Origin of the sequence: Massilia sp. Root133, assembly GCF_001426525.1 — a bacterium.
GTDB classification, from domain to species: Bacteria; Pseudomonadota; Gammaproteobacteria; order Burkholderiales; family Burkholderiaceae_D; genus Telluria; species Telluria orientalis.
The window spans coordinates 223392-237281 of the sequence record NZ_LMEW01000032.1; the positions used below are offsets into that span (position 1 = coordinate 223392).

The window sequence follows — 13890 nt, forward strand, 5'->3', positions numbered from 1 at the left end:
CACCGTGCGCCAATCCTGCGCCCTCACCGTATTGCTGCTTGCCAGCGGCACCAGCCTCGCCCAGACCAGCGTCAATCTCTACGGCATCGTCGACGTCGGCCTGCGCGCCGTCGACGGCCTGGCCGGCAGCACGACATCCGTCGCAAGCGGCGTGAACCAGACCAGCCGCTGGGGCCTGCGCGGCCAGGAAGATCTCGGCGGCGGCTGGAAGGCCGTGTTCCGGCTCGAAGGCGGCATCAGCGCCGACACCGGCACGCAGGCCAAGAGCGACCGCCTGTTCGACCGCCAGGCCTGGGCCGGCCTCGATTCCCCCTACGGCCAGCTCGCCCTCGGACGCCAGGCCAACCTGATCTCCGACGCGCTGGTCCCCGTCGACCCGCTCGGCAAGCGCGACGCGTCGTTCAACCCGAACATCAACGTGGCGGGCCTCTCGAACACGGCGTTCGGCACGCATGCGTTCGGGCGCCAGTATGGTCCGAGCGGCTACGCGGACAACTTCTACCGCCTGGACAACACGGTCAAGTACACGGCGACCGTGGGGCCGTGGCAGGCGCGCGCCGCGTATTCGGCGGGCGAAGTGGCCGGCGATGCGGGCGCCTCGAGCAGCCATGGCGTCGCTCTCGCGTACCAGCACCCGGACTGGGTCGTCTCCGGCGCGACGATGCAGTTCCGCAGCCGCGACGGCCTGCCGCTCGATGCGTGGAGCCTCGGCGCTGCCGTGCGGCTCGGCGCCTGGCAGGTGAAGGCCAACGCGGCGCGCAACGACGCGGACACCGGACCGGCCAGGACCGTGCATCAGCGCGTGCTGTCCGCGGGCGTAAGCCGCCCGCTGGGGCGCGACCTGCTCGTGACGACCGCCTGGTACAGCGTGCGGCGCGAGGCCACCGGCTACGTCGACGACGGCTTCGACCGCGGCTTCCTGTTCGTCGAAAAGACGCTCGCGCCGCGCACCACGGCGTATGTGGAAGCCGACTACACGGCCTGGCGCGGCGATGCCGCGTCGAAGGACCGCCACGGCACGGGCGTCACGCTCGGCCTCATGCAGAAATTCTGACAAGGAGACCCTTATGTACATCAAGACCACCCTGGCCGCCCTCGCCTTCGCCACCGCCGGCATCGCCCACGCCACCGACGTGCACGTCGTCAGCTCGGGCGGTTTCGCCCAGGCCTACAAGGACTTGTCCGGGCCGTACGAGCGCGTGAGCGGCGACAAGCTCGTGTCCGAGTGGGGCCCGTCGATGGGCGCGACGAAGCACGCGATTCCCGCGCGCCTTGCGCGCGGCGAACATATCGATGTCGTCATCATGGTCGGCGACGCACTGGACAAGCTGATGACCGAAGGGAAGCTGGAACCGGGCAGCAAAGTCATCCTCGCCGATTCCCCGATCGCGTGCGCCGTGCGCCATGGCGTGCCGAAGCCCGACATCGGCACCGTCGACGGCCTGCGCCAGGCCTTCCTGCATGCGTCGAAGGTGGCGTACTCGGACAGCGCGAGCGGCGAATACATCAAGCGCGAACTGCTGGATAAACTGGGCATCCAGCAGCAGATGCAGGGCAAGGCCGCGCAGATCCCGGCCACGCCGGTGGGCGAGATCATCGCGCACGGCGAAGCCGATTTCGGCTGCCAGCAAAGGAGCGAGCTGAAACCCGTGCAGGGTATCGACATCGTCGGCGTGCTGCCGGCCGAGGTCCAGTTGAAGACGCAGTTCGCCGGCGCCATCGTGCGCGGCGCTCCCCACGCGGACGCGGGCCGCGCCCTGCTCCGCTTCCTCGCGGCCCCCGCGAACGCGCCCGCCATCGAGGCCACCGGACTCGAACCAGTCGCGGCCCGGCACTGAACCCACTCCGGAGACACATCATGACCAGTCAAACCACCGTCGCGGCGCGCGCCGCGACAGCAGCACCCGCGCGCGGACCATCGAAGCTCGGCGCCGTCATCCGCGTCACGAGCGGGAATTTCATCGAGATGTACGATTTCTTCCTGTTCGGCTTCTACGCGAACCAGATCGCGGGCGCGTTCTTCCCGGCGACCAGCGAGTACGCCGCGCTGATGATGACGTTCGCCACGTTCGGCGCGGGCTTCTTCATGCGGCCGCTGGGCGCCATCTTCCTGGGCAGCTACGTCGACCGCATCGGCCGCCGCAAGGGTCTCGTGCTCACGCTCGGCATCATGGCATCGGGCACGGCGCTGATCGCGTTCGTGCCCGGCTACGCGACCATCGGCCTCATGGCGCCGCTGCTCGTGCTGGCCGGCCGCCTGCTGCAGGGCTTTTCGGCGGGCGTGGAACTGGGCGGCGTGTCCGTCTACCTGTCCGAGATGGCGACGCCGGGCAACAAGGGATACTACGTGAGCTGGCAGTCGGCCAGCCAGCAGGTGGCCGTCGTGTTCTCCGCGGCGCTGGGCTATGGCCTGAACCACCTGATGCCGAAGGAGGTCATCGCCGACTGGGGCTGGCGCATCCCGTTCTTCATCGGCTGCTCGATCATCCCCGTCGTCTTCTACATCCGCCGCTCGCTGCAGGAGACGCAGGCGTATCTCGCGCAGAAGTCGCACCCGACCTTCCCCCAGGTGATGCGCACGCTGACCCTGAACTGGCCCATCGTGACGGCCGGCGCCATGCTGGTCGTGATGACGACCGTCGCGTTCTACCTGATCACCGTGTACACGCCCACGTTCGGCAAGAGCGTGCTGAAACTCTCCACCGAGGAGAGCCTGCTCGTGACGCTGTGCGTCGGCGTGTCGAACTTCATCTGGCTGCCCGTGATGGGCGCCCTGTCGGACCGCATCGGCCGCTGGCCCGTGATGGCCGTCTGCTCGGCGCTGGCCGCCGTGACGGCGTATCCGGCCTTGTCGTGGCTGATCGCGCATCCCAGCTTCGGCAATATGGTGATGATCGAGCTGTGGCTGTCGTTCCTGTACGGCAGCTACAACGGCGCCACCATCGTCGCGCTCACGGAAATCATCCCGATGCAGGTACGCACGACCGGGTTCTCGCTCGCCTACAGCCTCGCGACCGCGCTGTTCGGCGGCATGACGCCGCTGTTCTCGACGTGGCTGATCGAAGCCACGGGCGACAAGGCCGCACCCGGCTGGTGGATGGCGGGGGCCGCCGCGATCAGCCTGTTCGCGACGTTCCTCGTCTACCGCGGCATTGTGAAGGAGCGCGTGGCCGTCAATTGAAGCGGCCGGCCGCGCCGCCGACGCTGTAGCGCCCCGCCCCGAGCAGGGCGATGGCGACGGCGACGCCGAGATACATGCCCTGCAGTTCGAGCGCCCAGCCGCCCGTGTCGCTCAGGGTGAAGAACTGGCTCGTGTGGACCAGCAGCAGCGCGACGATCATGTTCACGGCCACGACGAGCGCCGCGGCGCGCGTGAACACGCCGAACAGGATCAGCAGCGGCGCGATCACCTCGCCGATGTAAACGAGATAGGCCAGGGCGCCCGGCAGCCCCGCCTTGGCCAGCATGCCGCCGATGAAGCCGACGCCCCCGATCAGCTTCGACACGCCGTGAAACAGGATCAACACGGCCAGCACGGCGCGCAGGAGCAGCTTGCCGCCATCGTCCATCTGGTTTTGCATATCCCCTCCTGGAGTGAGCACGACTGTATACTCCCATGGTACGCCACCTGAAGAGAACCAGCCGTTGATTCCTGATCCAGACAAGAATGCCCGCGTGCGCGGCGTGACGTCGATCGCCGCCATGCGCGACGCCATCCGTGACGCATCACGCAAACTCCCGCCGCTGACCGCCGTCCCCCGTTTCCGGACGCTCGATCGCGCCGCCTTCCGCGCGCAGGCGGAACGCGGCCTGCCCTTCATGATCACGGGCCTCGTGGGCCGCTGGCCTTTGTGCGCCTTCACGCCGGCGGCATTGCGCGCAAGGTTCGGCGACGTGCCCGTGCGCGCCCGCGTGGGCGACTACATCGGCACGGCGTTCGCGCCGGACCGCGCGATGCGGGACCTGGCGATGGGCGAGTACCTGGATCTCGTCGCGGACTGGAAGGACGGCTTGCCGCCGTATGTCGGCAACCTGGAAATCAATGCGTTGAATGCGATGTGCCACTGGCCCGGCTACTTCGGCAAGATGGGTCCGCCCCGCTTCTGGCTCGGTCCCGCCGGCACGGTGACGCCGCTGCATTGCGACTACGACGACAATATCTTCGCGCAGATCTGGGGCACGAAAAGAATCTTCCTCGTTCCGCCCCACCACGACGAGTTCCTGTACGTGCGCGAAGCGAATCCGGTGCTGTTCGGGTCCCCGTTCGATCCGGAGCGGCCCGATTTCGATGCGTATCCGCTCGCGCGCCGGGCGGCGCCGGTCGAATGCATCGTCGAGCCCGGGGACATGCTGTATGTGCCCGCCGGCTGGTATCACCAGGTGCGGGCATTGACGTTCGCCTTGTCCGTCAACCGCTGGGCCAGGGCGATGCCGCTCGCGCTGAAGGACGTCCCTTCGCTGCGGCTGGCAGCGCCCTGAGCGGCATTTACGCCTTGTGCTTGCGGCGGCGCGCGGCGCCCAGCAGGCCCAGGCCGCCACAGATCAGCGCCAGGCTGGCCGGTTCCGGCACGTCCGTCGACGGCGTCTTCGCGGTGTACGTGTAGGTGACCTTCGCGACGCCCGATGCGGCCGTGCTGAATTGCGTGAGCAGGTTGCCCGAACCGTTGCCGCTCGACGCGCCGACGGCGTTCAGGCCCAGGTTGATCGTGCCACCGCCCAGCGCCGAGAACAGGGCGAAATCGCTCGCGCTGCTGCTCACGAAGAAGTTCGCGCCCGAAGCCGATACCGAACCGGTCGAGCCGCCCGACGTGCCGTCGAAGTTGATGCTGCCGTCGAACGCGCTGAAATTGAAGGTCTGGCTGAACACCGGGTTCGTCACGACCAGCGTGCTGTTGTCCGGACGGGTCAGGCCCAGCAGCGAGCCCAGCGACAGAGTCACGGTGGAGGCCGTCGCATCCAGGCTTTCGGCATTGCCGTTGCCCTGCACGACGCCGGACAGGTCGAAGCGGATCGAGGTCAGGTTACCGAGGCTGGTGTCGAATTTCGAAAACGACAAGGTATTCGACCAGTTGGTCGTGGCCAGGGCGATACTGTCGGAATAGCTGAGCGTGCTCGCTTGCGCGGATGCGAACGGGAGGAATGCGGCGGTTGCCGCCAGGGCTGCAAGTGTCTTTTTCATGTGTCCTAGTTGAATTTCAATGTTTGGTTATTAACGGGTGATGCAGATTTCCATTATAACCATAATAATGAACAAATTTCACTAGTGCATGTTTTCTTTTACACAATTTCAGTGTCAAGATTGCAATCTGTAGCCGACGGCGGTTTCGGTCAACAGGTGCCGCGGCTGTGCCGGATCGTCTTCCAGCTTCTGGCGCAGGTGTCCCATATAGATGCGCACGTAATGGCCATTGTCCGCGTTCGACGGCCCCCACACCTCGCGCAGGAGTTGCGGCGCCGTGACCACGCGGCCCAGGTTCGCGATCAGCACGGACAGCAGCTTGTACTCGGTCGGCGTCAGGTGCACGGGCTGGCCGTCGCGCTGGACGGTGCGCTTGTTCAGGTCCACCTCGACCCGGCCGAATACGATGCGTGCGGACGCGTCGCCGCCCGCCTTGTGCTGGCGGCGCAGCGCGGCGCGCACGCGTGCGAGCAGTTCGCCGATGCCGAAGGGCTTCGTCAGGTAGTCGTCCGCGCCGGCATCCAGCGCCGCGATCTTGTCCGCCTCGTCGATGCGCGCGGACAGCACGATGATCGGCACGGGGCTCCAGGTGCGCACGTCGCGGATCAGTTGCATGCCGTCGCCGTCGGGCAGGCCCAGGTCGAGGATGATGAGATCGGGCGTGCGGCTGCCGGCGTCGATGCGGCCGCGCTTCAGCGTCTCGGACTGGTGCACCTGCCAGCCCTCGCCTTCGAGGGCCATGCGGACGAACCGGCGGATCTGCGGTTCGTCCTCGACGATGAGAGCGACGGGTGCGGCGGACTCAATGCTCATGCTGGTCGGTGAAATGGTGATGGTGTTCGGGGTCCGGCAGCGGAGGCGGCTCGCCCAGCGGCAGGCGCAGTTCGAAGCAGGCGCCGCTGGCCGGCAGGTTGAACGCACGCATGCGGCCGCCGTGGGCCTCGACGATGGCGCGGCAGATCGCCAGGCCGAGGCCGACGCCGGAAATGGATGACTCCTGCCGGCCGCGCACGAATTTCTCGAACAGCGCGTCCGCGCGGCCCGCCGGCAGGCCCGGGCCGTCGTCGCACACGGCGACGACCAGCATGCCCTCTTCCGCGCGCGCCGCGATCGTCACGTGCGCGTCCGGCGGCGTGTACTTGCCGGCGTTTTCCAGCAGGTTGCACAGCACGCGCTCGAGCAGCGCCGCGTCGAAACGCACGAGCGGCAGGCCGCGCGGGATGTGCGTGTCGACGGATCGTCCGCCCAGCTGCCAGCGGCAGGCCCGCAGCGCGCTGCCGATCGTCTCCTCGACCAGTTGCCACTCCAGGTTGAGCTTCACGCCGCCGCTCTGGATGCGCGCCATGTCGAGCAGGTTCGCGACGAGGGTGCTCATGCGCCGGGCCTCGTCGCGCAACGCGTTCGCCAGTTCCATCTGCGCGGCGGCCAGCGCCGGGCGCGACAGCGTCAGCGATTCGGACAGGCCGACGAGGCTCGTGAGCGGCGTACGCAGATCGTGCGACAGCGCGGCCAGCAGCGAGTTGCGCAGGCGCTCGCCCTCCATGCGCACGACGGCGTCCTGGGCCACGTCCACGTAGTGCACGCGCTCGAGGGCGATGGCGGCCAGCGCCGCGAAGGCGTCCAGCAGTTCGCGCCGTTCCGGCACGAGCAGCGCGGCGACGTCGGGCACGCGCACCGCGAGCACGCCGCGCGAGCGCATCGGCGCCAGCAGCGGCAGGTACAGGTAAGGATTGCTGGGCAGCGTGGGCGTCCCGGCGCCGGCCGGCGCGCCATGGTCAAACGCCCACTGCGCGGCCGCCATGTCCAGCACGCTGAGTACCGGCGCGCGTTCTTCGCTGGCCGGGTCCGCGACCGGCCAGCGCAGGCGGCCCGCATCGTCCGGCAACAGGATCGCGGCGCGGGCGTCGAAGGTGCGCGCGAGGAAGCGGCGGGTGATCTCGAACACCTGCTCCGTCTGCAGCGCGACGGACAGCGCCCGCGCGAATTCGTACAGCGCGCGGGTGCGGGCCTCGCGTTCGGTCGCGCTTTCCGCCTGCTCGCGCAGGTCGGACGTCAGGCGCGCCGTGATCCAGCCGACGGCCAGCATCACGGCCAGCGCGACGGCGTACTTGAATTCGCTGACGTCGTACTGGCGGCGCGGCGCGGCGATCACGAGCGAGCAAAAGCCGACCAGGGTCGCGAGGATCGCGGGGCCGCGCCCGAGGCGGATCGCGACCAGCACCACCGTCAGCAGGAACAGCATGGCGACGTTGGCCACGTCCAGCAGCGGCAGCAACGGCAGCGCGACGCCGGCGGTGGCCAGGCTCGCGCCGGTGGCAGCCAGGTAGGGGCGCGGGGCGGGTCTGGCGCGCGCCCGCGGTCCGGCGACGCCGGGCGTCGACGGCGCGGCGACGTCGACCAGGTCCAGTTCGGGCGCGGCCTGCACCAGGCGACGGGCGAACGGCACATGCCACCACGCCGGCCCGTGTTCGCGCGCCAGCACGGCCGTCGTGCAGCCGTGGCGGCGGGCGTAAGCCGCGGCGACGGCAGGCGCGTCGCGGCCTTCCAGCACGGCCGTGACGGCGCCCCGGGCATGGGCCTGGCGCAGCAGCTCCAGGGTGCGCAGGCGGGCCGCTTCGCCGCGGCGGCGCGTGTGCGCGTTCTCGACGAGGATGGCGTGCCACGGCACGTCGCAGAGGGCCGCGCGCCGCGCCGCCGCCGCGACCGCGGCCTCGTCGCCGGCGTCGGCGCGCAACACGGCCAGCACCGTGCCTGTCTTCGATTCGGAACTCTGCATGCGAGGATGGTAAGCGATCGCCCGTAAACGCGGCATAAATTTTGCCGCCCGCCCCTCGCCGATAACGGTGGGTCAGCCGAACAGCTTGAGCGCCGTCTGCGCCACCAGCCCGCCCTGGTGCCGCGCGCCATCAAGCTCGTTGGCGCTCGGCTGGCGCTGCCCCTGGCCGCCCGCGATCGTGCTGGCGCCGTACGGGCTGCAGCCGGTGATCTCGTCCAGCGTCATCTGGCCCGCGAAGCTGTACGGCAGGCCGACGACCACCATCCCCAGGTGCAGCAGGTTCGTGATGATCGAGAACTGCGTCGTCTCCTGGCCGCCGTGCTGGGTCGCGGACGACGTGAACGCGGCGCCGACCTTGCCGTTCAGCGCGCCCCTGGCCCACAGACCGCCCGTCTGGTCGAGGAACGCGGCCATCTGCGACGGCATGCGGCCGTAGCGCGTGGGCGCGCCGATCACGATGGCGTCGTAGTCGGGCAGTTCGTTCACGGTCGCGATCGGCGCCGGCTGGTCCAGTTTGAAATGGCCGTTGCGGGCGACGTCGTCCGGCACCGTCTCGGGCACGCGCTTGACGTCCACGGTCGCTCCCGCCGCGCGCGCGCCTTCCGCCAGCGCGTTCGCCATCTGTTCGATGTGTCCATACGTCGAGTAATACAGCACCAGTACCTTCGCCATAGCCGTTCCTTTCCGTCATCCCGGCGCCACCGGCGGCGCCCTGCCCTCGCTTGCCCGTTCGGCAACGATCCACACATGCTACTCCATCGTCGACTCTTCCGGCGTCTGTCTTAATGCAAGTACAATGGCGGCCTGATGAAAGCCCGCCACTACCTGATCCTCATGGCCGTCGCCATCCTTGTGCCGGTCACCGTCATCGCCGGCGCGGGCCTGTCCATGCTCCTCGACTGGGAACGCGAGTCGCGGATCCGCAGCGTCGAGTCCAATGCGCGCGCCACCGCGCTGCTCGTCGACCGCGAGGTCGCAGCCGCCCAGGCGGCGCTGCGCGCGCTCGGCAACTCCGACGCCATGCGCCGCGGCGATTTCGCCGAAGTCCACCGCGAGGCGGCCGCGATGAACGCATCCACGCCGTGGACGTGGACCCTGTTGATCGACTACGACGGCAGCCCGCTGATGAATACCCTCGTCCCGTACGGCACCCGCCTGCCGGGCCATGCCGGCCCCTGGGTCGCGCAGGCGTGGGACAGCCAGCGGCCGCACGTGTCCGGCTACTTCGTCGGCGCCCTGTCGCGCAAGCCGACCGTCTCCGTCGACGTGCCGGTGCCGCGCACCGCCGGCGGGCGCTGGGTGCTGAGCCAGATCTTCGACGCCGGCCATTTCGCCACCGTGTTCGCGGACAAGGGCATCGGGCCGGACTGGGTCGTCGGGATCATCGACCGCGACGGCGTCTCGATCGCGCGCAACGTCAACGACACGCTCGTCGGCACCAAGGCACGGCCCGAATTGATCGCGGCGGCCCGCGCCGCGAACAGCGGCATGGTGCGCCACCAGACGCGCGACGGGGTCGAGGTCTACGACATCTTCACGCACAGCGACGCCACCGGCTGGACCATCGCGATCGGCGTTCCCGTCGCCGAGATCGAGAAGGCGGCGCGGGCCGCCGCGCTGTACGCGGGGCTCGCGCTGCTCGCGCTGATGGGGCTCGCGTTCGGCATCGCGTCGTTCCTCGCCCAGCGCCTGACCGTGGCGCTCGACCGCGCGCGCCGCACCGCCGAGGCCTTGCCGCTGGGCGCGCCCGCCCGGCCCGCGCCGACCCGGGTGCACGAGGTCGACGTGCTGCAGGACGCGCTGTACCACACGAGCGAAAACCTGGCTCGCGAGCGCGCCGCGCGCACGGCGCTCGAATCGGAACGCGAAGCGCTGCTCCAGGGCGAACGCGACGCGCGCCGCCTGGCCGAAGCGCAGAGCGCCGCCAAGGACAACTTCCTCGCCATGCTGGGTCACGAACTGCGCAATCCGCTCGCCGCCATCGCGGGCGCGCTGCGGGTGCTCGACATGCCCGCCGCGAACGCGCAGATGACGGCCCATGCGCGCACGATCGGCCTGCGCCAGACGCGCCACCTGACCCGCATCGTCGACGACCTGCTCGACGTGCGCCGCATCCGGTCCGGCAAGGTGGAACTCAAGACAACCCCGCTCGACGCCGGCGCGCTGCTGCTGCACTGCTGCGCGACGCGCCAGGTCGTGGACGCGTGCATGCACGCGTGGACCGTGTCCGTGCCTGCGCTGTGGGTCGACGGCGATGCCACGCGGCTCGAACAGGTGTTCGACAACCTGCTCCACAACGCCATCAAGTACACGCCGGCCGGCGGCGCGATCGCCGTGCGCGGCCGCGCCGAAGACGGCGTCGCGGTGTTCGAGGTGAGCGACACCGGCATCGGCATCGAACCGGCCACGTTGCCCCTGATCTTCGAGGCGCTCGTGCAGGGGCCCGTCAGCATCGACCGCGCGCAGGGCGGCCTCGGTCTCGGCCTCGCCCTCGTGCGCGAACTCGCGGCGCTGCACGGCGGCAGCGTGACGGCCGCGAGCAGCGGCGACGGCCAGGGCAGCACGTTCACCCTGCGCCTGCCGCTGGTGGCCGCGCCGGCGCGCGCGGCGGATCCGGAACCGGACGCCGCGGCCAGCGCCGCGTGAACGGCGCCTAAGCGCACACGGGTTCGTCCTGCAGGCGGTACGGCGACGCGCGGGCCCAGTCCAGCAGCAGCGCGGCCGGCATCGGCGCGGCGACGAAATAGCCCTGGGCCTCGTCGCAGCCGAGCGCCTGCAGCGCGTCCCAGATACGCGCATTGCTGACGCCTTCCGCGACGACGCTCATGCCGAGATCGTGCGCCAGGTGCACGGTGGATTTCACGATCGACGCGGCGCGCCGGTCCTCGATCATCTGCATCGTGAATCCGTGGTCGATCTTGATGACGTCCACGGGCAGGCGGCTCAAATAACTCAGCGACGAATAGCCCGTGCCGAAATCGTCGATGTACAGCCGGAACCCCATCGCGGACAGGCGTTCCAGCTCGGCGATGCTCTCCGCCGGGTTCTGCATCAGGCTGCTCTCCGTCATCTCCAGGCCGATCAGGCCCGCGCACGAGCCATGCCGTTCCAGCAGCTCGCGCAGGTGTTCGGACAGCGACAGCGCGGCGATGTCGCGCGCCGACAGGTTCACGGCGATGGGCAGCCGCACGCCCTGCGCGCGCCAGGCCTCGCTCTGGGCGACGGCGCTTGCCAGCATGTGCTGCGTGAGCACGTGGATCAGGTCCGTGGATTCGATCAGCGGCATGAACGTCTCCGGACCGATGCAGCCCTTCTCCGGGTGGACCCAGCGCACGAGGGCTTCCGCGCCGACGATCTCGCGGCCGACCATCGTCACCTTCGGCTGGCAGAACAGCTGGATCTGGCCCGCCTCGATGGCCGCGCGGAAGTCGCCGATCAGCGACAGGCGGTCGGGCGTGTGCGGGTCGTCCTCGGCCGCGTAGACGGCGACGTTGCGCCCAAGGTGCGCGGCCTGGTACAGCGCGATGTCGGCCTTTCTCAGCAGCGTGTGGAAGTCGAGGCCTTGCAGCGGCGCGAGCGCGATGCCGACGCGCGCGCCGATCTCGTATGAGATGCCGGCGACCGCGAACGGCGCCTCCAGCGCGCGGTGGATGTGCTGGGCCCAGCGCCGCGCCTCGTCCTCGTCGGCGCCGTCCAGCACGATCGGAAAGCGCGCATCGCAGCGCGCCACGACGCCGGCCTGGCCGACGACGGCCGCGAGGCGGTCGGCCACGAGCGCGAGCAGTACGTCGCCGTACAGGTGCGTGAGCGCGTAATTCACGTCGCGGAAGCGCACGAGGTCGACGATCAGGCAGGCCAGCCGCGCCGGGCCGCGTCCCCGGCCCGCGCCGCGGCGCAGCGGGACCAGCCGGTCGTCGACCTCGTTCTCGAAGCGGTTCATGTTCGGCAGGCCCGTCACCGTGTCGTAGTACGCGAGGCGCCGCACGTTTTCCTCGGCGCGGCGGCGCTCCGTGACGTCCTGCACGAGGCCCAGCATCTTGACGACGCGGCCCGTCGCGTCGCGCCTGACCTCGGCCACGGAATGCAGCCAGCGGACCTCGCCGTCCGGCCGGATCAGGCGGAACTCGATGTCGTACTTGTAATCGGGGTCAAGCAACGCCCGTTCTCGCGCGCGCTCCGCCATGGGCCGGTCGTCCGGGTGGATGCGGGCGTAGATCTCCGCCGTCGTGACGGGCGTCTCGTCCGGGCGGAAGCCCATGATCCGGTAACCTTCCGGCGACGACGTCACGTGCGAATCGCTGGCCGCGTCCCAGATCCAGTTGCCGATCAGGGCCAGCGCCTGCGCGCGCAGCAACTCGTTCTGCGTGTCGCGCAGCTGGACTTCGGCCTCGACGTGGCGCGTCACGTCCTGCAGGACGACGAGCACGGCGTCGCGCCCGCCGTATTCGATGGCGCAGCGCTGCAGGATGGCGTGGTGGATCTCGCCGCGCGCCCCCGCGATGTGGCGCACGTGGGAATGCAGGCGGCAGGTCTCCGGACGCAGCGCATCGGCGTCGTCCGCATCGCGCGCATACAGCTCGGGCAAATGCATGCCCAGCAACCTGTCGCGGGTAAAGCCGAGCAGGGCCAGCGTCGCGTCGTTGGCATCGAGGATTTCCTGCGACACGGGGTCGCAGACCAGCATGGACAGCTGCGTCCCTTCGAGCAGGGGCCGGCACCATGCGCTCGCATCCGCGCGCGGGGACTGTGCAGCCATGGCTTTCCTTTCCAGTCGATGAGGGACCACAATACAGTATAACGCAATCATCGATAACAAAATGTCATCAAAGACCTGTCAAGATAGACAGGTAGCCCGCTTTTCGGCCATCCTCCAGAATGGCCCGCCCCGCTTTTTCCACCCCTCTCAGATGGAGCACACATGACGAACAACGTACGCTGGGGGATCCTCGGCACCGGCCGGATCGCCCGCGATTTCGCCACGGCCCTGCGCGACACGCCGGGCGCCACGCTCGCCGCCGTCGCCTCGCGCGACCCCGCGACGGCCGCCGGATTCGCCGACGAATTCGATATTCCCCTGCGCCTGGAAGGCTACGACAGCCTCGCCGCCTGCGCCGACGTGGACCTCGTCTACATCGGCACGCCGCACGCCATGCATGCCGAGAACGCGCTGTCGATGCTCGCCGGCGGCAAAGGCGTGCTGTGCGAAAAACCGTTCGCGCTGAACCGCGCCCAGGCCCAGCATGTCGTCGCCCTCGCGCGCAGCCGCAAGGTATTCCTGATGGAAGCCATGTGGACGCGCTTCATGCCCGCGCTGGACGAAGTCAAACGCATCCTCGCCTCCGGCGTGCTGGGCGAGGTGTCGCAGGCCAGCGCCGATTTCGGCTTCGTCGCGTCGGGCGGTCCGGAAGCGCGCCTGTTCAACCCGGCCCTCGGCGGCGGCGCGCTGCTCGACGTCGGCATCTATCCACTGTCGATCACCGCCTACCTGCTGGGCGCCGTGGAAACCGTGCGCGCCCAGGCGGAACTGGGGCCGACGGGCGTCGACCTGCAGACCGTGTTCACCCTGCGCCACGCGGGCGGCGCGCTGTCCACGTGCGCCTGCTCGCTGAAGGCGCGCACGCCGGGTCTCCTCACCTTGTCCGGCCGCCACGGCCAGCTGCGCCTGGACGCGCCGTTCCACCGTCCGCCCACCCTCACCCTGATGCTGGCCAACGCGCCGGCCCGCGTCATCCCGACGCCGTATCTCGGCAACGGCTACGTGCACGAGGCGATGGAGGCGCAGCGCTGCTGGAACGAAGGCCTGATCGAAAGCCCGGCCATGACGCACGAGCAGACCCTGCACCTGATGGGCGTGCTGGACGAGATCCGCGCCCAGACCGGCGTGAAGTATCCGGGCGATTGACATGACTCCCGGCGCGCGGCATACTCGCCGGTG

12 protein-coding genes are annotated in these 13890 nt (G+C 69.4%); 6 read left to right on the top strand and 6 right to left on the bottom strand.

Going from position 1 to position 13890, the window contains the following annotated elements; translation table 11 throughout:
• Positions 1-4: 4 nt before the first annotated feature.
• From ASD28_RS21620 to ASD28_RS21630, 3 genes are read left to right on the top strand one after another with little or no spacing between them, the layout of a single operon-like run.
• Positions 5-1054, top strand: a complete 1050-nt coding sequence (locus ASD28_RS21620; RefSeq protein WP_160410432.1) for a porin — start codon at positions 5-7, stop codon at positions 1052-1054.
• A 13-nt stretch (positions 1055-1067) separates the two neighbouring features.
• Positions 1068-1838, top strand: coding sequence for a substrate-binding domain-containing protein (locus ASD28_RS21625; protein ID WP_056133106.1), 771 nt, complete (start codon positions 1068-1070; stop codon positions 1836-1838).
• Positions 1839-1858: 20 nt separating this feature from the next.
• Positions 1859-3181 carry an MFS transporter gene (locus ASD28_RS21630; RefSeq protein WP_056133109.1) on the top strand — a complete coding sequence of 441 codons (1323 nt, stop codon included), beginning with the start codon at positions 1859-1861 and terminating at the stop codon, positions 3179-3181.
• Here the strand turns inward: ASD28_RS21630 and ASD28_RS21635 are convergent.
• Positions 3174-3581, bottom strand: coding sequence for a DoxX family protein (locus ASD28_RS21635; RefSeq protein ID WP_056133112.1), 408 nt, complete (start codon positions 3579-3581; stop codon positions 3174-3176). The two genes, ASD28_RS21630 and ASD28_RS21635, sit on opposite strands and share 8 nt — an antisense overlap.
• A gap of 121 nt (positions 3582-3702) precedes the next feature.
• Here ASD28_RS21635 and ASD28_RS21640 point away from each other — a divergent pair, with 121 nt between their 5' ends.
• Entirely contained in the window at positions 3703-4479 is a 777-nt protein-coding gene (locus tag ASD28_RS21640) for a cupin-like domain-containing protein (RefSeq protein WP_082579178.1), read from the top strand.
• Positions 4480-4486: 7 nt separating this feature from the next.
• Here the strand turns inward: ASD28_RS21640 and ASD28_RS21645 are convergent, their stop codons facing one another.
• The 4 genes from ASD28_RS21645 to wrbA all read right to left on the bottom strand — a co-directional run bounded on the left by ASD28_RS21645 (position 4487) and on the right by wrbA (position 8627).
• Entirely contained in the window at positions 4487-5179 is a 693-nt protein-coding gene (locus tag ASD28_RS21645) for a choice-of-anchor E domain-containing protein (RefSeq protein ID WP_056133115.1), read from the bottom strand.
• A gap of 114 nt (positions 5180-5293) precedes the next feature.
• The gene (gene kdpE / locus ASD28_RS21650; RefSeq protein ID WP_056133118.1) at positions 5294-5992 is read right to left on the bottom strand and encodes a two-component system response regulator KdpE; all 699 of its coding nucleotides are present in this window, start codon (positions 5990-5992) and stop codon (positions 5294-5296) included.
• Complete coding sequence (locus ASD28_RS21655) at positions 5982-7955, bottom strand: ATP-binding protein (protein ID WP_056133121.1); 1974 nt, start codon at positions 7953-7955, stop codon at positions 5982-5984. Before ASD28_RS21655 ends, kdpE begins: the two co-directional genes overlap by 11 nt.
• A 72-nt stretch (positions 7956-8027) precedes the next feature.
• Positions 8028-8627 carry an NAD(P)H:quinone oxidoreductase gene (gene wrbA / locus ASD28_RS21660; protein WP_056133123.1) on the bottom strand — a complete coding sequence of 200 codons (600 nt, stop codon included), beginning with the start codon at positions 8625-8627 and terminating at the stop codon, positions 8028-8030.
• Positions 8628-8762: 135 nt separating this feature from the next.
• Here wrbA and ASD28_RS21665 point away from each other — a divergent pair, with 135 nt between their 5' ends.
• Entirely contained in the window at positions 8763-10601 is a 1839-nt protein-coding gene (locus ASD28_RS21665) for an ATP-binding protein (RefSeq protein WP_056133126.1), read from the top strand.
• A 7-nt stretch (positions 10602-10608) separates the two neighbouring features.
• On the opposite strand, the gene ASD28_RS21670 is transcribed toward ASD28_RS21665, so the two are convergent.
• A complete protein-coding gene (locus ASD28_RS21670) occupies positions 10609-12711 on the bottom strand; it encodes a bifunctional diguanylate cyclase/phosphodiesterase (protein WP_056133129.1) in 2103 nt (700 codons plus the stop codon).
• Positions 12712-12873: 162 nt separating this feature from the next.
• Here ASD28_RS21670 and ASD28_RS21675 point away from each other — a divergent pair, with 162 nt between their 5' ends.
• A complete protein-coding gene (locus ASD28_RS21675; protein WP_056133132.1) occupies positions 12874-13857 on the top strand; it encodes a Gfo/Idh/MocA family protein in 984 nt (327 codons plus the stop codon).
• Positions 13858-13890: the final 33 nt, after the last annotated feature.

Coding starts and splice junctions, on each gene's coding strand:
- ASD28_RS21625 (WP_056133106.1), top strand. CDS start 1,068: ATGTACATCAAGACCACCCTGGCCGCCCTCGCCTTCGCCACCGCCGGC.
- ASD28_RS21630 (WP_056133109.1), top strand. CDS start 1,859: ATGACCAGTCAAACCACCGTCGCGGCGCGCGCCGCGACAGCAGCACCC.
- ASD28_RS21635 (WP_056133112.1), bottom strand. CDS start 3,581: ATGCAAAACCAGATGGACGATGGCGGCAAGCTGCTCCTGCGCGCCGTG.
- ASD28_RS21640 (WP_082579178.1), top strand. CDS start 3,703: ATGCGCGACGCCATCCGTGACGCATCACGCAAACTCCCGCCGCTGACC.
- ASD28_RS21645 (WP_056133115.1), bottom strand. CDS start 5,179: ATGAAAAAGACACTTGCAGCCCTGGCGGCAACCGCCGCATTCCTCCCG.
- kdpE (WP_056133118.1), bottom strand. CDS start 5,992: ATGAGCATTGAGTCCGCCGCACCCGTCGCTCTCATCGTCGAGGACGAA.
- ASD28_RS21655 (WP_056133121.1), bottom strand. CDS start 7,955: ATGCAGAGTTCCGAATCGAAGACAGGCACGGTGCTGGCCGTGTTGCGC.
- wrbA (WP_056133123.1), bottom strand. CDS start 8,627: ATGGCGAAGGTACTGGTGCTGTATTACTCGACGTATGGACACATCGAA.
- ASD28_RS21665 (WP_056133126.1), top strand. CDS start 8,763: ATGAAAGCCCGCCACTACCTGATCCTCATGGCCGTCGCCATCCTTGTG.
- ASD28_RS21670 (WP_056133129.1), bottom strand. CDS start 12,711: ATGGCTGCACAGTCCCCGCGCGCGGATGCGAGCGCATGGTGCCGGCCC.
- ASD28_RS21675 (WP_056133132.1), top strand. CDS start 12,874: ATGACGAACAACGTACGCTGGGGGATCCTCGGCACCGGCCGGATCGCC.